Origin of the sequence: Rhodovulum sp., assembly GCF_011048875.1 — a bacterium.
Lineage (GTDB): Bacteria > Pseudomonadota > Alphaproteobacteria > Rhodobacterales > Rhodobacteraceae > Rhodovulum > Rhodovulum tesquicola.
Window position 1 is genome coordinate 1 of record NZ_DSDD01000145.1, and the last position, 19,534, is coordinate 19,534.

15 protein-coding genes and 1 riboswitch are annotated in these 19,534 nt (G+C 68.1%); of the genes, 14 read left to right on the top strand and 1 reads right to left on the bottom strand.

The window, feature by feature from the left end:
- The 6 genes from ftsY to ENN83_RS05040 all read left to right on the top strand — a co-directional run.
- The coding region (gene ftsY / locus ENN83_RS05015) for a signal recognition particle-docking protein FtsY (RefSeq protein WP_287184768.1) at window positions 1-1,038 on the top strand (1,038 nt) is incomplete at its 5' end.
- An 18-nt stretch (window positions 1,039-1,056) separates the two neighbouring features.
- The gene (locus ENN83_RS05020; protein WP_287184770.1) at window positions 1,057-1,962 is read left to right on the top strand and encodes an EamA family transporter; all 906 of its coding nucleotides are present in this window, start codon (window positions 1,057-1,059) and stop codon (window positions 1,960-1,962) included.
- Between the two features lie 6 nt (window positions 1,963-1,968).
- A complete protein-coding gene (locus ENN83_RS05025) occupies window positions 1,969-2,583 on the top strand; it encodes an inner membrane-spanning protein YciB (RefSeq protein WP_287184772.1) in 615 nt (204 codons plus the stop codon).
- Window positions 2,584-2,628: 45 nt separating this feature from the next.
- A riboswitch (SAM riboswitch) is annotated at window positions 2,629-2,707 on the top strand.
- A 46-nt stretch (window positions 2,708-2,753) separates the two neighbouring features.
- Entirely contained in the window at window positions 2,754-3,923 is a 1,170-nt protein-coding gene (locus tag ENN83_RS05030) for an aminotransferase class I/II-fold pyridoxal phosphate-dependent enzyme (RefSeq protein ID WP_287184773.1), read from the top strand.
- A gap of 105 nt (window positions 3,924-4,028) precedes the next feature.
- Entirely contained in the window at window positions 4,029-5,132 is a 1,104-nt protein-coding gene (gene folE2, locus ENN83_RS05035; RefSeq protein ID WP_287184775.1) for a GTP cyclohydrolase FolE2, read from the top strand.
- Window positions 5,133-5,177: 45 nt separating this feature from the next.
- Window positions 5,178-6,626, top strand: a complete 1,449-nt coding sequence (locus ENN83_RS05040; protein WP_287184777.1) for a TrkH family potassium uptake protein — start codon at window positions 5,178-5,180, stop codon at window positions 6,624-6,626.
- A gap of 6 nt (window positions 6,627-6,632) precedes the next feature.
- Here the strand turns inward: ENN83_RS05040 and ENN83_RS05045 are convergent, their stop codons facing one another.
- Entirely contained in the window at window positions 6,633-8,345 is a 1,713-nt protein-coding gene (locus tag ENN83_RS05045; RefSeq protein WP_287184779.1) for a serine protease, read from the bottom strand.
- Between the two features lie 180 nt (window positions 8,346-8,525).
- On the opposite strand from ENN83_RS05045, the gene ENN83_RS05050 reads away from it, so the two are divergent.
- From ENN83_RS05050 to ENN83_RS05085, 8 genes are all read left to right on the top strand, one after another.
- The gene (locus ENN83_RS05050; protein WP_287184781.1) at window positions 8,526-9,470 is read left to right on the top strand and encodes a glycine--tRNA ligase subunit alpha; all 945 of its coding nucleotides are present in this window, start codon (window positions 8,526-8,528) and stop codon (window positions 9,468-9,470) included.
- Between the two features lie 9 nt (window positions 9,471-9,479).
- Complete coding sequence (gene glyS, locus ENN83_RS05055; protein ID WP_287184785.1) at window positions 9,480-11,732, top strand: glycine--tRNA ligase subunit beta; 2,253 nt, start codon at window positions 9,480-9,482, stop codon at window positions 11,730-11,732.
- A gap of 70 nt (window positions 11,733-11,802) precedes the next feature.
- Window positions 11,803-14,391 (top strand): putative PEP-binding protein, encoded by a 2,589-nt coding sequence (locus ENN83_RS05060; RefSeq protein ID WP_287184789.1) that lies wholly within the window; start codon window positions 11,803-11,805, stop codon window positions 14,389-14,391.
- Window positions 14,392-14,538: 147 nt separating this feature from the next.
- On the top strand, window positions 14,539-15,225 hold the full coding sequence (locus tag ENN83_RS05065) for a cell wall hydrolase (protein ID WP_287184792.1): 687 nt from the start codon (window positions 14,539-14,541) through the stop codon (window positions 15,223-15,225).
- 112 nt (window positions 15,226-15,337) lie between these two features.
- Window positions 15,338-16,288: a dihydroneopterin aldolase gene (locus ENN83_RS05070; RefSeq protein WP_287184795.1), complete on the top strand. Its 951-nt coding sequence runs from the start codon at window positions 15,338-15,340 to the stop codon at window positions 16,286-16,288.
- 39 nt (window positions 16,289-16,327) lie between these two features.
- Window positions 16,328-17,341, top strand: coding sequence for a dihydropteroate synthase (folP, locus tag ENN83_RS05075; RefSeq protein WP_287184798.1), 1,014 nt, complete (start codon window positions 16,328-16,330; stop codon window positions 17,339-17,341).
- Entirely contained in the window at window positions 17,338-18,684 is a 1,347-nt protein-coding gene (gene glmM / locus ENN83_RS05080; protein ID WP_287184800.1) for a phosphoglucosamine mutase, read from the top strand. Before folP ends, glmM begins: the two co-directional genes overlap by 4 nt.
- Window positions 18,684-19,496, top strand: coding sequence for a DUF429 domain-containing protein (locus ENN83_RS05085; protein ID WP_287184802.1), 813 nt, complete (start codon window positions 18,684-18,686; stop codon window positions 19,494-19,496). The genes glmM and ENN83_RS05085 overlap by 1 nt, the downstream gene beginning before the upstream one ends.
- Window positions 19,497-19,534: the final 38 nt, after the last annotated feature.

Here is a 19,534-nt window from a genome sequence, read left to right on the forward strand (position 1 = left end):
CCTGTCGAACTGCCCGATTGGACTCCGCAGGAGGTGCCGCCGCCCGAAGGCCCGGTCGAGATGCCCTATGAGCGCGGCGTCTCGGCGCTGGAGGCGCTGGAGCGGGGCGGGGTCGTCGAGGAGGTCGAGGAAGAGGAGGAGGCGCCGCGCCGCGGGTTCCTTGGCCGCGTCCTGGGCCGCACGATCCGCAAGAAGACGGTGATCCGGCGCGAGCTGGACGACGACATGCTGGAAAGCCTGGAAGAACTGCTGATCACCTCTGATCTGGGGGTGGATACCGCGATGCGGGTGACGGCGAACATGGCCGAGGGCCGGTTCGGCAAGCGGCTGTCGGTCGAGGAGATCAAGGAGCTTCTGGCGCACGAGATCACCCGGATCATGCAACCCGTGGCAAGGCCGATGCCGCTTTACCCGAAGAAACCGCAGGTGGTGCTGGTCGTGGGCGTCAACGGCTCGGGCAAGACCACGACGATCGGCAAGCTGGCGAGCCAGTTCCGCGCGGCGGGAAAGTCGGTGATCATCGCCGCGGGCGACACGTTCCGCGCGGCGGCGGTCGAGCAGTTGCAGGTCTGGGGCAAGCGCGCGGGCGTTCCGGTGTTGACCGCGGCGCAGGGCACGGACCCGGCCTCGCTGGCCTTTGACGCGATGGCGCGGGCCGAGGCGGAGGGCGCGGATCTGCTGCTGATCGACACGGCGGGGCGGTTGCAGAACCGGCAGGACCTGATGGCGGAGCTGGAAAAGATCGTCCGCGTGATCCGCAAGCGCGACGAGACCGCGCCGCATAACACTCTGCTGGTGCTGGATGCGACCACCGGGCAGAACGCGGTCACCCAGGTCGAGATCTTCCGCAAGCTGGCGGATGTTTCGGGTCTGGTGATGACCAAGCTGGACGGCACCGCCAAGGGCGGCGTTCTGGTGGCGCTGGCCGACAAGTTCGGCCTGCCGATCCATGCCATCGGGGTGGGCGAGCAGATCGACGACCTGGCCCCCTTCGAGCCCGAGGATTTCGCGCGCGCGCTGGCGGGGCTGGATGCCTAGGGGTCGTCAGGGCCGGCGATGACCGACTGGCTGATCTCGATCGAGGGAACCGGGACCGGGCACCGGGTCGCGGTGCTGCTGGCGCTGCTGGCGGCCGTGCTGCACGCGGTCTTTGGCGCGTTGCAGAAGGGGCGGCACGATCCCTGGCTGTCGCGCGGGGCGATCGATTTCTGCTATGGCGCGATTGCGGCGCCGCTGGCGTTGTTCGTGGTGCCCTGGCCCGAGCCGCATATGTGGCCGATCTTTGCCTGGGTCTTCGTGATCCATCTGGGCTACAAGATCGCGCAGGGCCATGCCTATTCGCGCGGCGCCTATACGGTGGTCTATCCGGTGGTGCGCGGGACCGGGCCGCTGTTCACGGTGATCGGGGGCTGGCTGCTGTTCGGCGAGGTCTTTACCCCGGTCCAGTGGCTGGGGGTGGCGGTGCTGCTGGCGGGGATCTTCGGGCTGGCGGCCTATAACCTGATCCATTGGCAGCTGGACCGCGAGACGCTGAAACCGGCTCTGATGCTGGCGCTGCTGACCGGCGGGTTCGTGGCGCTTTACACCACCTATGACGCCTATGGCATAAGGGCCACGGCGGATCCGTTCACCTTTCTGGCGTGGTTCTTCTTCATCGACGGGTTGACGGTGATGCCCTGGTTGGCCGCCGCGCGCTGGGCACGGATGGCGCATCGGCCTGCATTGGGGCCCTTGATGCTGCGCGGGCTGGCGGGGGGCGTGCTGGCGTTCTTCAGCTTTGGCGCGGTCATGCTGGCGACGCGGCTGGACAAGGTGGGGCAGGCGGCGGTACTGCGCGAGACCTCGACCGTGTTTGCGGCGCTGATCGGCTGGCTGGTGCTGCGCGAGACGGTCGGGCCGCGGCGGCTGGCGCTGATGGCATTGATCGCGGCAGGTGCCGTGATCGTCGAGATGGGAGGCTGACGCCCGATGGATGACAGGAAACCGATCAATCCCGGCCTGAAACTGGCGCTGGAGCTTGGCCCGATCGCGGCCTTCTTCGTCGCCTATCTGATGCTGCGCGAGAAGGTCTTTACCATCGCGGGAACGGACTATGACGGTTTCGTGCTGGCGACCGCGGGGTTCATCCCGCTGATCCTCTTGACCACGGGTCTTTTGTGGCGGCTGACGGGCCATATCTCGAAGATGCAGGTCGCGACGGCGGTGCTGGTCGTGGTGTTCGGCGGGCTGACGGTCTGGCTGAACGACGAACGCTTCTTCAAGATGAAGCCGACGATCATCTATGCGCTGTTCGCGGGGGTGCTGGGCGTGGGGCTGTTGCGCGGGCAGTCCTACCTGCAATTCGTGATGGAGGAGGTGATGCCGATGCAGCGGGCGGGCTGGGTGATCCTGACCCGGCGGCTGACCGCGTTCTTCGCCGGGCTTGCGGTGCTGAACGAGGTGATCTGGCGCACGATGTCCACCGATATGTGGGTCAACTTCAAGACCTTCGGCCTGACCATCGCGATCTTCGTCTTCTTCATGGCGCAGGGCAAGCTGTTCGAGAGATACGGGACCGAGGGCAAGAAGAAGGACGGTGCCTGAGCGGGTGCCGCCCGGCTTGACGCATGCTGCGCGACGGCCTACCAGATGCGCCACCGTGGCGATTTGTTCACCGAATTGCGGGCCACGTTAAACATGCCGCTAAAGAGGTCAGGGCCCAGCCTCCGACGTCTTGGCCGGTGGGGTTTTTCTTCGCGCGGAGGGCGCGGGCGATGGCGGGCAAGTGGTCGAAGCGGACGCAAGGCGTGCATGGCGGGGCGCGGCGCAGCCAGTATGGCGAGTTGTCCGAGGCGCTGTTCCTGACCCAGGGCTTCGACTATCCCGGCGCGGGCGCGGCCGAGGCACGCTTTCTCGAGGCCGGGCCGGACGAGTTCATCTATACCCGCTACGGCAACCCAACCGTGGCGATGTTCGAGGACCGGCTGGCCGGGATCGAGAGGGCCGAGGCGGGCTTTGCCACCGCGTCCGGCATGGCGGCGGTCAATGGCGCGCTGATGGCGAGCTTGCGGGCGGGCGACCGGGTGGTGGCGGCGCGCGCGCTGTTCGGTTCGTGCCTCTATATCCTCGAGGAGATCCTGCCCCGCTTCGGCGTCGAGGTGGTCTTCGTCGACGGCACCGACCTTGACCAGTGGCGCGCGGCGGTCACGCCCCGCACGCGCGCGGTGTTCTTCGAGGCGGTCTCGAACCCGACGCTCGAGGTGATCGACACGGCCGCCGTGGCCCGGATCGCCCATGCGGCGGGGGCCCGGGTGATCGTGGACAACGTATTTGCCACGCCGGTCTTTTCGCGCGCCATCGACCAGGGCGCCGATCTGGTGGTCTATTCCACCACCAAGCATGTGGACGGGCAGGGCCGCTGTCTGGGCGGCATGATCCTCGGCCCGCGCGACATGGTGCGCGGGCCGGTCGAGACCTATATGAAGCATACCGGCGGCGCGATCAGCCCGTTCAATGCCTGGGTGATGCTCAAGGGGCTGGAGACGCTGGATCTGCGGGTGCGGGCGCAGGCGGCGGGCGCGCGGGCGATTGCCGAAGCGCTGGACGGCGATGCGCGGCTGTCGCGGGTGATCTATCCCGGGCTCGACAGCCACCCGCAGCACGCGCTGTTCCCCGAGGGCGGCACGGTGCTGGCGATAGAGCTTGCGGGCGGCAAGGCGGCGGCCTTCGACATGCTCGACCGGCTGGAAATCTGGAGGATCTCGAACAATCTGGGCGACGCGAAGAGCATCGCGACCCATCCCGCCACCACCACCCACCAGCGTCTGCCCGAGGATCGCAAGGCTGCGCTGGGCATCTCGCCGGGTCTGCTGCGGCTGAGTGTCGGGCTGGAAGACCCGGACGATCTGATTTCCGACCTGAAATCCGCGCTGGATGCGGTCTGATCGGGGCGCGCGGCAAAAAACCGCCATTTGCCGTGGACATTTGGCCGCAGGCGCCCATCTTTAGTCCCAGTCGGATACGATGGATGCGAAAGGGAGGGGCCGAAGATGAATGTCCATAACCGCAAGATCGACGCAAGGCCCGGGCGCGAGGAGGCCGAACGCGCGCTGGAGATCCTGCGCCGCTGGGCGGATGCGGCATCCGAGTCGGACCTGGCCACGGCCGATCCCGCGCTGGCCGCGCTGGTTGCGGGCCGTCCGGCGGGGGGCTATCCGGCCTTCAGCCGCGCCTATCCCCATGGGTTTCAGGCGGACGACGCCTACAAGGCCACCATGCCCGATTTGCAGAACGGCCCCGCCAGCCTGATCCGCGGCGCGAAGCGGCCGATCCAGCATGTCGGCATCTCGAATTTCCGCCTGCCGATCCGGTTCCAAACCCGCGACAATGGCGATCTGACGCTGGAAACCTCGGTCACGGGCACGGTCAGCCTGGAGGCCGAGAAGAAGGGCATCAACATGTCCCGCATCATGCGCAGCTTTTATGCGCATGCCGAACGGACCTTCAGCTTCGAGGTGATCGAGGCGGCGCTGGACAGCTACAAGGCCGACCTCGAAAGCTTCGACGCGCGCATCCTGATGCGGTTCTCGTTCCCGATGAAGGTCCGCTCGCTGCGCTCGGGACTTGAAGGATTCCAGTATTACGACTTCGCGCTGGAACTGGTGGAACAGGCCGGTGTGGTCAGGAAGATCATGCACATGGACTATGTGTATTCCTCGACCTGCCCCTGCTCGCTTGAACTTTCCGAACATGCGCGCCGCGAACGGGGCCAACTGGCGACGCCGCATTCGCAACGCTCGGTGGCGCGGATCTCGGTGGTGCTGGCTGCGGCGGCGCCCTGCCTGTGGTTCGAGGACCTGATCGAGCTGTGCCGCTCTGCGGTGCCGACCGAGACCCAGGTCATGGTCAAGCGCGAGGATGAGCAGGCATTCGCGGAACTGAATGCGGCCCATCCCATCTTTGTCGAGGATGCCGCCCGGCTGTTTTGCGAGGCGCTGGAGCGCGATCCGCGGATCGGCGATTTCCGCGTGGTGGCCAGCCATCAGGAAAGCCTGCACAGCCATGACGCGGTCAGCGTCCTGACAGAGGGGCCGACCTTTGCGGCCGAAAGCCTGGACCCCAAGCTGTTCGCAACCCTGATCCATCACGGCTGAGGCGCCGCTTGACAGCCATGACTCGCCCGGCCAAGCCTGCGCGTCATGTTTGATCTGCGTCCCGTCGGATATGTGATCGGCCTGCTGGTCGCCGTTCTGGGCGCGACCATGCTGCTGCCGATGGTTGTGGACATGGCGGCGGGGAACCCGAACTGGCGGGCCTTCCTGGAAGCTGCGATCGTCACCGGGCTGACCGGCGGCCTGGTCGCGCTGGCCTGCGCCAACGGGGTCGGGGACCGGCTGACGCTGCAACAGACTTTTCTGCTGACCTCGGGGGTGTGGCTGGTGCTGCCGGTCTTCGGGGCGCTGCCCTTCGTGCTGGGCCTGCCCGATGCCCGGCCGGTGGATGCCTTTTTCGAGGCGATGTCGGGGATGACCACCACCGGGTCCACGGTGTTTTCCGGCCTCGACGAGTTGCCGCATGGAACGCTTCTGTGGCGTTCGATGCTGCAATGGTTCGGCGGCATCGGGATCATCGTCGTGGCGATGGCCTTCCTGCCGGAACTCAGGGTGGGGGGGATGCAGATCTTCCGCTCGGAGGCGTTCGAGACCTCGGGCAAGGTGCTGCCGCGCGCGGCGCAGATCGCCTCGCAGATCTGGTGGATCTATGTCGCGCTGACCATTGCCTGCGGCTTTGCCTATGGCGCGACGGGGATGGATCCATTCGATGCGCTGAACCATGCGCTCACCACGATGGCGACCGGCGGATTCTCGACCCGCGATGCCTCGTTCGGGGCGTTCCAGGGGGCGGCGGAATATGTCGCGGCCGTGTTCATGATCCTCGCCAGCCTGCCCTTCGTGCGCTATGTGCAGTTCATGGCGGGCGAGTCGCGGCCACTGTGGCGCGACAGCCAGATCCGGACCTATCTGACCCTGATCTTCGGGTTCGTGCTGCTGATGGCGGTCTATCGTGTCCTGATCAACGAGGACCATGCCGAGCATGCCTTCCGCGAGGGCGTCTTCAATGTTGTCTCGATCATCTCGGGCACGGGCTATGCCAGCACCGATTATCAGCTCTGGGGCTCGTTCCCGATGATCGTGTTCTTCTTCATCGGGCTGATCGGCGGTTGCTCGGCCTCGACCGCCTGTTCGGTCAAGGTGTTCCGCTACCAGATCCTGTTCTCGGCGATCCGGGTGCGGATCAAGGCGATCCACGCCCCGCACGGTCTGTTCCAGCCGCGATTCGAGGGGCAGCCGGTGGATGACGACGTGCTGTCCTCGGTGATGTCGTTCTTCGTGTTCTTCGTGGTCACGCTGGGGCTGACCGCGGTGCTGCTGAGTGCGACGGGGCTGGATGCGACCACGTCGCTGTCGGGGGCTGCGACAGCGCTGGCCAATATCGGGCCGGGGCTGGGCGAGCATATCGGGCCGACGGGCAATTTCGCCGGGCTGAACGACCCGGCGAAATGGATCCTGTCGGTCACTATGCTGATCGGGCGGCTGGAACTGCTGGCGGTCTTCGTGATCCTGACCACGCAGTTCTGGCGCGCCTGATAACCCCTAGTTCCAACACGATACGGGCACCGTCATGTCGGCCGCGCGGCGGGAGAGCAGCGCGGGCGGCAGCGCGCCCTCGGCCTCGGAGGCGCGCATCTCGATGCCGTTCTCGGACAGGAAGGCGCCGACCGAGGCGATATCGGCCAGGTAGCGCACATTTCCGGGCAATTGCCGCGCCCCTTCGGCGGGAGGCAGCAGCACGCCGAGAACCGCGCCCGCGGCATCGAAGACCGGCCCGCCGGTATCGCCGGGCAGCGCCTCGATCTCCAGCCGGGCGATGCCGTCCTCGCCGTTCAGCCCCCGCAGATCGGCCAGCATGCCCTGGGTCAGCACCGGCAGGTCCAGCACCTCGCCATAGGAAAAGCCGGCCACCGCCACGTCCGAGCGCAGCCGCGGCACCCGGGCCTGGAAGTTGGCAAAGTCGATCGGGGCCAGCGCCACGGTGGGTTTCAGCACGGCCAGTCCCAGCGCGGACTCGCTGGCCGTCAGGCGCATCTCGACATCATGGCCGATGGTGATGCGGTTGCAGGACTCAAGCCCCTTGACGGTGGTCAGGACCGTGCCCTTGCCATCGACGAAGAAGCCCGTATGGGTCTCGTCCGGCTTGCGGATTTCCAGCCCGGCCAGCATGTCGGCGCGCTGTTCGGGGCTGGCCTCGCCCATGGTCTGGTCGAGCGCGGCACTGGGCACAGATTCAAGCGTCTCGCGCATTGTCATCGCGGCGCGCATCATCAGCCGTTCATCCTCGGCCGCGGGCCAGACCAGCGCAAAGCCCTTGACCGCCCCGCCGATCAGCCGGGCATAGGTGTAGGATTGCAGGCGTTCGTTCCGGCCGGTCAGCGTGAAGGAGGTGGCATCGCGGTCGCGCGAGCCCGAAAGCGGCACGATTTCCAGCGATTGCATGATGTCGTAAAGACCGTACAGCGTCGCCTGATCGCCGCGCTGGCTGATCAGCAGCACCCGAACCCCGCTGTCGCCGCGCGGGCGGAAATGGACGAAGGGCGGTTCGTAGCGGTCGAATTCGACCAGGCCCAGCGGCATCTCGATCCGGATGCCGGCCTCGCGTTCATCGAGCGCGGCCATGCCCAGGCGGCCGATCTCGGCCTGATAGGCGGCGATCAGCGTGGCGCGCTGCCGGGTGGTCAGGACTCCGGTGGGGTCAAACCCCTCGGCAGCCTGCCAGGCGGCCATGGCGTTGCGCGTGCCCGGCCCGAATGAGGCGTCGATCGCCTGATTGTAGTGGCCCTTCCATTGCAGCGCCGTCTGGATCAGCGCGCGACCGTCGCGGTCGAGCGCGCGTTCGGATTGCAGCGCCTCGGCCCGGGTCTCGTCGGGCAGGTCCGTCGGTGCGGGGGGGGCGATGGGTTCGGCGGGCGGTTGCGGGCTTTGCAAGGCGGCGCCCACGGGCCAGACCTGCTGGCTGAAATCGCCCCCGTCCGACACGAAGCTGTCGCGTGGGATCGACCCGATGCCGCGCAACTGGCGCAGCGCCGCCTCGGCCTCGGGCCGGTCATAGGGGCCAAGCGCGATCCCGTACCAACCCGATGTCAGCCGGAAGGCGCCGACATTTCCGAAACTGCCGGCATAGCTCCGGGCGCGGTACTCGGCCTCGTTCAGCGTGGGGTGGGCCTCGATCTGGACCCAGACAGGATCCTGCGCCCAGCCGGGCAGGGCGGTGGCGATCATCAGCATCAGAACGGCAACAAATCTCTTCATAAGTCCCGGAAACTCCATCAGTCCCACGGCCATACCCCCGTATGCGAATCACCGTGGGACCGTAGCAAAGCGACCGGGCGATGCACGACAAACCTCTGTCAGGCGCGCAGGTTCGATTGACCCTGTTGCACCTGTTTCCTATTGAGGCCCCATCTTCACCGGCAAAGGGGCCCATGCGCCATGAGCGACGGCAAACCGCGCAGTTTCCAGGAGATCATCCTGCGGCTTCAGGCCTATTGGGCCGGGAAGGGCTGCGCCATCCTGCAACCCTATGACATGGAGGTGGGCGCGGGCACCTTCCATCCTGCGACCACGCTGCGCGCGCTGGGCAGCCGCCCCTGGGCCGCGGCCTATGTCCAGCCCTCGCGCCGGCCGACCGACGGGCGCTATGGCGAGAACCCGAACCGGTTGCAGCATTACTATCAATATCAGGTGCTTATCAAACCCTCGCCCCCCGATCTGCAAGCGCTTTATCTGGGCTCGCTCGCCGCCATCGGGATCGACTTCGACTATCACGACATCCGGTTTGTCGAGGACGACTGGGAAAGCCCGACGCTGGGTGCCTGGGGGCTGGGCTGGGAGGTCTGGTGCGACGGGATGGAGGTCAGCCAGTTCACCTATTTCCAGCAGGTCGGCGGGCATGATTGCCGCCCCGTCTCGGGCGAGTTGACCTACGGGCTGGAACGGCTGGCGATGTATGTGCTGGGCATCGACCATGTGATGGACATGCCCTTCAACGACCCCGAAGCGCCCATTCCGTTGAAATACGGCGACGTGTTCCGCCAGACCGAGGAGGAATACTCGCGCTGGAACTTCGACGTGGCCGATACCGGGAAACTGCTGGACTTCTTCGAGGCGGCCGAGGCGGAATGCGTCCGCATCCTCGATCATCCCCAGACCGATCCGCGGACCGGCAAGCGGATCATCATGGTGCACCCCGCCTATGACCAGTGCATCAAGGCAAGCCATTTCTTCAACCTGCTGGACGCGCGCGGGGTGATCTCTGTCACCGAGCGGCAGGCCTATATCGGGCGGGTGCGCGCGCTGGCGAAACGCTGCGCCGATGCCTTTGTCGAGACCAATGCAGGCGGCTGGACGGGCGACGCGTCGGCCGCGGCCGAATAGGGACAGCCCATGCCCGATCTTCTGATCGAACTGTTTTCCGAGGAAATTCCCGCGTGCATGCAGGCCGATGCGCGCGAGGCGCTGAAAAAGCGCGTGACCGACGGGCTGGTCGAGGCGGGGCTGACCTATGCCGCCGCCCGCGCCTGGTCGACGCCGCGCCGCCTGACCCTCGCCGTCGAGGGGCTGACGGGGCGCAGCCCGGACCTGCGCGAGGAACGCAAGGGCCCGCGGGTCGATGCGCCCGAGCAGGCGCTGGAGGGGTTCCTGCGCTCGACCGGGCTGACGAAGGATCAGTTGCAGGCGCGCGACGACAAGAAGGGGCAGGTCTGGATCGCGATCCTTGAAAAACCCGGCCGCCCCGCCGCGGACATCGTGGCCGAGGTGCTGGAGGCGACGATCCGCAATTTCCCGTGGCCAAAGTCGATGCGCTGGGGGGCGGGCAACTTGCGCTGGGTGCGGCCCTTGCAGTCGATCCTGTGTCTTCTGACCGACGAGGCCGGGGCGCAGGTGGTGCCGCTGGAGGTGGACGGCATCCGCGCGGGCGATGTCACCCGCGGCCACCGCTTCATGGCGCCCGAGCCGTTCCGGGTAAGCGGTGTCGAGGATTATCAGGCGAAGCTGAAGCGCGCCTTCGTGATGCTGGACCAGGACGAGCGCGCCGATCACATCTGGCACGCGGGCACCAATGCGGCCTTTGCCCAGGGGCTGGAACTGGTCGAGGATCGCGGCTTGCTGGCCGAGGTCGTGGGGCTGGTGGAATGGCCCGTGGTGCTGATGGGGCCGATCCGGGACGCGTTCCTCGACCTGCCGCCCGAAGTGCTGCAGACCTCGATGAGGGAGCACCAGAAGTTCTTTTCCGTGCGCGACCCGAAATCGGGCCGGATCGTGCGCTTCGTGACAGTCGCGAACCGCGAAACGGCCGATCATGGCGAAACCATCCTGAAGGGCAACGGCAAGGTGCTGGCCGCGCGGCTGTCGGATGCGGCGTTCTTCTGGGGCAATGACCTGGCCGTGGCGCGCGCGGGCATGGCGGACTGGCGCGCGGGGCTGGAACAGGTGACGTTCCACGGCAAGCTGGGCAGCCAGGCCGACCGCATCGCCCGGATCGAGGCGCTGGCGCGCGAGATCGCGCCGCTGGTCGGCGCGGATGCCGATCAGGCGGCACAGGCGGCGCGGGTTGCCAAGCTGGACCTGCAATCGGCGATGGTGGGCGAGTTTCCCGAATTGCAGGGCATCATGGGCCGGTATTACGCCGAGGCGGCGGGCCTGCCCCCCCAGATCACCGCGGCCTGCGAGCAGCATTACAAGCCGCTGGGCCCGTCCGACGCCGTGCCGACCGAGCCCGTTTCCGTCGCCGTGGCGCTGGCCGACAAGATCGACACGCTGACCGGGTTCTGGGCCATCGACGAGAAGCCCACCGGCTCGAAGGATCCCTTTGCGCTGCGCCGGGCGGCGCTGGGGGTCATTCGGTTGGTGTTGGGGAATGGGGTGCGGCTGCCGATTTTCTACCCCGCTTCGGTGGGCGTTGCTGCCAACTGCGTCGCTCTTTATTACAAATCCAAGCTTCAAACGGCAGATGCAATCACCGGACTAAAGGATGTTGGTGTCCCTGATAGCCTTGCAGACGAGGCGCGGGAACGCTTCGAAGGCTCAATCAAGGCCGGCTCTGACGCGGGCGTTGATTTGGTTGCATTTGCGGCGGAAGCCATTGGTGCTGATGTCAGCGGTGCGGTCGCGAACCTCCTCTCCTTCCTCCACGACCGCCTCAAGGTCCACCTGCGCGAGCAGGGCATCCGACATGACGTCATCGACGCCTGCCTCGCCATGCCGAATTCCGACGACCTGACGCTTCTGGTCCGCCGGGCCGAGGCGTTGAACGACGTCCTCAGGACCGAGGATGGCGAGAACCTTGTCCAGGGGTTCCGGCGGGCGAACAACATCCTGACCCAGGCCGAGGCGAAGGACGGGGTGGAATACTCTTTCGGCGCCGATCCGAAATTCGCCGAGGATCCGGCCGAGAGGGCGCTGTTTGCCGCGCTTGACGCCGCCGAGGCTGCGATCGGGCCTGCGATGGCGCGCGAGGATTTCGCCGCCGCGATGGCCGCGCTGGCCGCGCTGCGCGCGCCGATCGACGCGTTCTTCGAGGCCGTGCAGATCAATGCCGAGAACGAAATCCTGCGCCGCAACCGGCTGAACCTGCTGCACCGCATCCGTGCCACCTGTCTGGCGGTGGCCGACCTGACCCGGATCGAGGGGGCGTAGCGTTTCCTCAAGCTTCGCTTGCCAGCCGCGGGGATGGGCGTATTCTGCGGAGAAGCAAAAGGACGCTGCGGTGCAGAAAGGCGCGGAGAACATTGAATTTACCGAGATAACGCCCGAGGCCGACATCGCCGCGGACCACCATGGTGCGCGCGCCAAGTGCCTGCAGCGACTGGTGCGGATGGACCTGCCGGTGCCGCGCACTGTGGCGCTGTCCTTCGAGGCGGTGCGCCGGATCGCCCAGGGCGCGCTGCCCGACGTGGCGGCGCTGCTGGCGGTCTTCGGCGCCGCACCGCTGGTCTCGGTCCGGCCAAGTTCCGAGAACCAGGACTGGGGCGGGCCGGCCTCGATCCTGAACATCGGCATGAATGACAGCCGCCATGCGGCGCTGTGTTCGACCCATGGCGAGACGGCGGCCAACGCGCTCTACCTGCGCTTCATCCAGGCCTATGCGGTGCATGTGGCGCGGCTGGACCCCGACATGTTCGAGCCCGAGGCCCCGTCGCGGGATGCGCTGCGCGCCGCACTCGACGCCTATGCCGAGGAGACCGACGACCCCTTTCCGCAGGATCCGGGGAGGCAATTGCTGGAGGTTTTGCGCTCGATGGCGCGGGCCTGGGAGGGCACGACCGCGCGGCTGTTGCGCCAGGCCAAGGGGGCGCCGGCCGAGGCCGGGCTGGGCATGCTTGTGCAGGCGATGGTGCTGGGCGTGGGGCCGGGCGAAAGCGGCTCGGGCGTGATCCAGTTCGTCGACAGCGTGACGGGCCAGCACCGGATCGTGGGCCGCTACCTGCCCCAGAGCCAGGGGCGGGATGCGATCTCGGCCCGCGAGGGGGCGTTGTTCCTGACCCGCGATCCGCGCGGCGCGGCGCTGGAGGACCGCTGCCCCGACCTCGTCGCCCGGCTGCGCCGCTATGGCGACACCTGCCGGCTGAACCTGCGCGAGGAAATGCGGATCGACTTCACCATCGAGGCCGGTCGGCTGTGGGTGCTGGACGCGCTGCGGGTGCCGCGCAGTGCGCGCGGGGCGGTGCGCATGGCGGTGATGCTGGCCGATGAGGGGATCATCCCGCGCGAAGAGGCGCTGTGCCGGATCGAGCCGCGCGCGGTCAGCGAATTGCTGCACAGCCAGGTCGATCCGGCCGGGCCGCGCCATGTGATCGCGCATGGCATCGCGGCCAGCCCGGGCGCGGCGACGGGGCGGCTGGTGTTCGGCTCGGCCGCGGCGCAGGCCGGCGCGGCGCGCGGCGAGCCCTGCATCCTGGTGCGCCGCGAGACCACGCCCGAGGACATCCGCGGCATGCACGCCGCCGCCGGCGTGATGACCGAACGGGGCGGCATGACCAGCCATGCGGCGGTGATCGCGCGGGGGTTGGGCGTGCCCTGCGTGGTGGGCATCTCGGACATGCGGCTGAACCGGCGCGACGGGGTGCTGATCACCGCGGGCGGCCACAAGCTGCACGAGGGCGACATCGTCACGCTGGACGGCACCAGCGGGCAGGTGCTGCTGGGGCCGGTCACGATGCTGGAACCGGCACTGGACGACGCGTTCCAGGCGCTGATGGGCTGGGCCGAGGAAGCCTGCGACATCGGCGTGCGTGCCAATGCCGACACACCCGCCGATGCCCAGATGGCGCGCCGCTTCGGCGCGGACGGGATCGGGCTGTGCCGGACCGAGCACATGTTCTTCGAGGCCGACCGGCTGACGGTGATGCACGAGATGATCTTTGCCGACCGGGCGCAGGACCGCGCCTCGGTGCTGGCGCGGCTGTTGCCGATGCAGCGGGCCGACTTCAAGCGGCTGTTCGAGATCATGCAAGGGCTGCCGGTCTGCATCCGGCTGTTCGACCCGCCGCTGCACGAGTTCCTGCCGCAATCGCGCGAGGGCGTGCGGGATCTGGCCGAGGCGCTGGGGATGCCGGTTTCGGACGTGCAGCGCCGGGTTCAGGCGCTGAGCGAGTTCAACCCGATGCTGGGCATGCGCGGGGTTCGGCTGGGGATCACCATTCCCGAGATCTACGACATGCAGGCGCGCGCGATCTTCGAGGCCACGATCGAGGCCAGCCGCCAGGGCGATCCGGTGGTGCCCGAGATCATGATCCCGCTGGTCTCGGCGATGCGCGAGGTCGAACTGGTCAAGACCCGGATCGATTCGCTGGCCGCCGCCGTGCGCACCGAGCGTGGGGTGGATTTCGACTATCGGCTGGGTGTCATGGTCGAGACGCCGCGCGCGGCGCTGTGCGCGGGTGATATCGTGCAGCATGCGGCCTTTCTCAGCTTCGGGACGAACGACCTGACGCAGATGACCTATGGCCTGTCGCGCGACGATGCGGGCCGGTTCATGGGGTCCTATGTCAAGCAGGGCGTGTTTGCCGAGGACCCGTTCCATATCCTCGATGCCGAGGGGGTGGGCGAGCTGTTGCGGATTGGGGCCGAGCGCGGCCGGGAGGCCCGGCCCGGGGTCACGCTGTCGATCTGTGGCGAGCATGGCGGCAATGCCGAATCCATCGCCTTCTGCCGTGCGGCGGGGTTCGATTACGTTTCCTGTTCGCCGTTCCGGGTGCCCGTGGCCCGGCTTGCGGCGGCGCAACTGGCGCTTGGTGAGCAGGTTCATGCCGATCGAGGGGGTGCGGACGATCAGCCCCTTGGGCTACGCTCCTGAGCTGTGCACATGCCGTCTCGTCTAACATGCTGATATACCTTGTGCGGCATTCTGTTGCTTCCCGGCAACAGGGGTGGACTTCGCTGCACTCTCGCGTTAACGAATTGCCCCGTTGCCCCGAGGGGCCACGCCAGGGTTGGGGGAAGAATGAGTAACGTAACTGTCCGGGCCGCAGGTCTTGCGGCCGCACTTGTGTTTTCTGCCGGGGGCGCCGAGGCCGAGGTGACCGCGTCGCAATCGAACGATCCGACGGCGGTGATGGGCGAGAACATGGCCCGTCTGCTGGGCGTCGAGCGGCGCGCGCTGAAGGCGGTGGACGACCGCCGGATCAAGCGGCTGGCCGCGCGCAAGGCCGATCGCCGGGGCGGGGTCGTGCCCCGTTACGATACGGCCTGGCTGGCGGCCCAGCCTTCGGCCCGTGGCGGCGATGAATGGCAATGCCTGACCGAGGCGCTGTATTTCGAGGCGCGCGGCGAAAGCGTCGAGGGCCAGTTCGCGGTGGCCGAGGTGATCCTGAACCGTGTCGCCTCGCCCGCCTATCCGGACTCGGTCTGCGGCGTGATCCGGCAGGGCACGGGCAAGCGCTACCAGTGCCAGTTCAGCTATACTTGCGACGGGCGCGCCGAGGTGATCCGCGAGTCCGCCGCCTACCAGCGGATGGGCAAGATCGCCCGGGTCATGCTGGATGGCGCGCCCCGCCCGCTGACCGGCGGGGCGACGCATTACCATACCAAGGCCGTCCAGCCGCGCTGGGCCAGCGCCTTCCCGCGCACCGCCACCATCGGGGTGCATCATTTCTATCGCCAGCCCGGGGCACAGGTGGCGCAGAACTGACACGCCACGCCGGCCCTGCATGGTCGCTTGCGGGTCCTGCCCTGCCGCGCCGGGGCTGTCCCCGGCGGCCGATCCGGCGTATCAGGGGCCAAAGGATCTGCCCGGAGGCCCCATGAGCGACGATATCCGCCTTGCCTTTACCCACCCGTCCGAACGGGCGGCGGCGCTGGATCCCGCGCGGCCGATGCGCGACCGCATCTCGCTGCGCGATCATGTGGTCGAGGTCGAGATCGGTGCCTTCCAGCCCGAGCGCGGCACCACCCAGCGCGTGCGGTTCAACGTGGTGGTCGAGGTGTGTCCCCATCCCGGGCCGCTGGAGGATGATGTCGACCGGGTGCTGTCCTATGACACCATCGCCGAGGCGATTGCCGCCGAATTGTCCTGCGAACGGCTGAACCTGCTGGAAACGCTGGCCGAACGCATCGCGGAGCGCATCCTGGCCGAACCGCAGGCGATGCGCGCCTTCGTGCGGGTGGAAAAGCTGGATCGCGGGCCCGGTGCGCTGGGCGTCGAGATCGTGCGCGACCGCCGCCCCGATGCGCCGCGGCTGGTGCAGCCGGCTGATCCCGAACAGGAGGCACTGCATCATCCGCTGGTGGTCTTCCTGTCGAACGCGGCCATCGCCGATCCGGCGCTGCCGCAATGGCTGGACCGGATGGGGGCGGGGGCGCATCCGGTGGTGCTGTGCGTCGGCGCGGCCGACACGCCCGCGCCGCGCTCGGCCATTGCGCCCGCCCAGCGGCGGATCGACCTGCTGGCCATTGAACAGAATGCCTGGGTGCTGGCGGGCCGCGATCCGCGCTGCGTGGTGCGCGGCAGCCGGACCGAGATCGACTGGGCGATGAAGCACCGGCAATTCAGTGTCTGGGCGCCGTCCAAGATCGTGCTGGATGCGGTCGAGCATCCCTCGGTCAGCCCACGCGACGCGGTCGGGCTGGCGCTGTGGCTGGCCCATCTGCTGGAAGCGGCGCGGGTTCTGGTGGTGGGCATGGGCGAGGTCGCGCCGACCGGGTCGCTGGATGTCACGGCGGTTGCGCCCGGCGCGCTGTTGGGCGCGCTTTGAGGGCTTGCCAAAACGGGGCGCGTCACGCATTTAACTGCCATGCGTTATTACCGCCCCCTCGTGCAGACCGATGCCGCGCGGCCGGACGACGCCTTGCCGCTGGCGGGCGGCTGGGCATGGTTCGCACTGGCCGAGGAACTGCGCCGCGACGCCCCGCCGAGGCTGCTGCCCGCCGCCGACCTGCCCGAGGAGGTACGCGCCGCGCTGACCGCCCCGCGCCCCGCGCTGGCCGGGCTGAGCCTTGATCGGCCGCGGATCATGGGCATCCTGAACGTCACGCCCGACAGCTTTTCCGATGGCGGCCGCTTTGCCGACCCGCAGGCCGCGCTGGCGCAGGGGCGGGCGCTGGCGGGCGGGGCCGACATTCTGGACATTGGCGGCGAGTCGACCCGGCCCGGATCGGCCGCGGTGCCCGAGGCCGACGAGATCGCGCGCATCGCCCCGGTGATCGCGGCGCTGCGCGCGGCGGGGGTGGCAACGCCCGTCTCCATCGACACGCGCAAGGCCGCGGTGGCCCGGGCGGCGCTGGCCGCAGGCGCCGACATGGTGAATGACGTGGCCGCGCTGGGGTTTGATCCCGCGCTTGCGGGCGTTGTGGCCGGGGCCGGGGTGCCGGTCTGCCTGATGCATGCGCAGGGCGACCCCGCCACCATGCAGGACGATCCGCGCTATGATGACGTGTTGCTGGATGTCTACGATTTCCTTGCCGCCCGCATCGCCGCGGCCGAGGCGGCGGGCATTCCCCGCGCGCGGATCATGGTCGATCCCGGCATCGGCTTCGGCAAGACGGTGGCGCATAATCTGGCGCTGATCCGCGGCATCGGCCTGTTCCACGGGCTGGGCTGCCCGATCCTGCTGGGGGCCTCGCGCAAGCGGTTCATCGGCGCGCTGGGCGGGGCGGAACGGGCCGATGAGCGCGGGCCGGGCTCGCTGGCCGTGGCGCTGGCCGGGATCGCGCAGGGGGTGCAGATTGTGCGCGTCCATGACGTCGCCGAGACGCGGCAGGCGCTGCTGCTGGACGGGGCATTGAAGGGATATGAAGAAGGCATATGACCAGAACGATTTTCGGCACCGACGGCGTGCGCGGGCGTGCCAACAGCTATCCCATGACCGCCGAGATGGCGCTGCGTCTGGGCGCGGCGGCGGGGCGGTATTTCCGCAAGGACCGGTCCGGCAAGAATCGCGTCGTGATCGGCAAGGACACGCGCCGGTCGGGCTACATGCTGGAAAATGCGCTGACCGCGGGGCTGACCTCGACCGGGATGAACGTGCTGCTGCTGGGGCCGGTGCCGACGCCCGCGGTGGGGTTCCTGACGCGGTCGATGCGGGCCGATCTGGGCATCATGATCTCGGCCAGCCACAACCCGCACGAGGATAACGGCATCAAGTTCTTCGGCCCCGAAGGCTTCAAGCTGTCCGACGAGGCCGAGGCCGAGATCGAGGCGATCCTGGGCGGTGTGATCGAACTGTCCCAGCCCGAGAATATCGGCCGGGCCAAGCGGATCGACGACGGGCTGTGGCGCTATGCGGAATACGCCAAGACGACTTTCCCCGCCGGGCGGCGGCTGGACGGGCTGAAGGTGGTGGTCGATTGCGCGAATGGCGCGGCCTACCGGGTGGCCCCCGAGGTTCTGTGGGAACTGGGGGCCGAGGTGATTCCGCTGGGCGTGTCGCCGAACGGCCTGAACATCAATGACAAATGCGGTTCGACCCATACTGACGCGGCGGCGGCGGCGGTGGTGGCGCATGGCGCGGATCTGGGGATCTGCCTCGATGGCGATGCCGACCGGGTGATGATCCTGGACGAGACCGGCCGCGTGGCTGACGGCGACCAGATCATGGCGCTGTTCGCCGAACGCTGGGCCGAGGAGGGGCGGCTGAGGGACGGCACGCTGGTCGCCACGGTGATGTCGAATCTCGGGCTGGAACGGCACCTGGGCGCGCGCGGGCTGCGGCTGGAACGGACCGCGGTGGGCGACCGCTATGTGGTCGAGGCGATGCGCCGCGGCGGCTGGAACCTGGGCGGAGAGCAGTCGGGCCATATCGTGATGACGGACTACTGCACCACCGGCGACGGGCTGCTGGCGGGCTTGCAGTTCCTGGCGGCGATGGTCGAGACGGGCCAGAGGGCATCCACGCTGGCGCAGCGGTTCGAGCGGGTGCCGCAGATGTTGCAGAACGTGCGCTATGCCGCGGGGGCCGACCCGATGGGGGCCGCGCCCGTCAAGGCCGCCATCGCCGCGGCCGAGGACCGGCTGAGCGGGAGCGGGCGGCTTCTGATCCGCAAGTCCGGCACCGAGCCATTGATCCGCGTCATGGCCGAATGCGAGGACGAGGCGCTGCTGGCCGAGGTGGTAGGCGGCGTGGCGGAGGCCGTCAGCCGCGCGGCGGGGTGATGCGGGTCTTCGGCGTCGACATGACCTCGGCGCCGGGGCGCCGCAAACCGATCACGGTGGCGGCGTTCCGGCTGGACGGGGTCAGCCTTCGGTTCGAGGCGTTCGAGGCCCTGACCACCCTTGCGACCTTCGATGAGTTCCTTTCCCGCCCGGGTTCGTGGATCGCCGGTCTGGATTTCCCCTTCGGTCAGGCAAGGCGTTTCATCGAGACAATCGGCTGGCCAGGGGACTGGAAGGGCTATGTCGCGCATGTCGCCCGCATGGACATGCGGGGGTTCGTTGCGGAACTGGAAGCCTACAAGGCCGAGCGACCGAATGGGGACAGGCAGCATTTCCGTCAGGTCGACCGCCTTTGTGGTGGGGCAAGCCCTCAGACGCTGCATTTCACGCCGGTCGGACGCATGTTCTTCAGGGCCGCGCCTGCGCTCTTGCGTGCCGGGGTGCATGTTCCCGGGCTGGCAGAGGGGGACCGGAGTCGCATATGCGTCGAAGCCTATCCCGGCGTGATCGCCCGCCACCTGATCGGCCGACTTTCCTACAAGAACGACAACCGCACTCGCCAGACGACCGGGCAGGCCGCCGCGCGCAAGGCGATCCTCGACGCGGTTCGGGGGGATATCGGGGCGCAGTCCTACGGCCTTGCCGTTGAAGCCCCCGATTGGCTTGCGGATGATCCCGCCGGCGACATGCTGGACGCGGCGCTTTGTGCGGTGCAGGCCGCCTGGGCGTTCCAGCAGGGGTTCCAGGACAGCGGGCCGCCGGGTTGCGATCCGCTGGAGGGGTGGATTGCCGATCCGAAAATCCTGAACTGAAAAGGGCGCCCCGCGGAGCGCCCTTTCGCGTGCCGGAG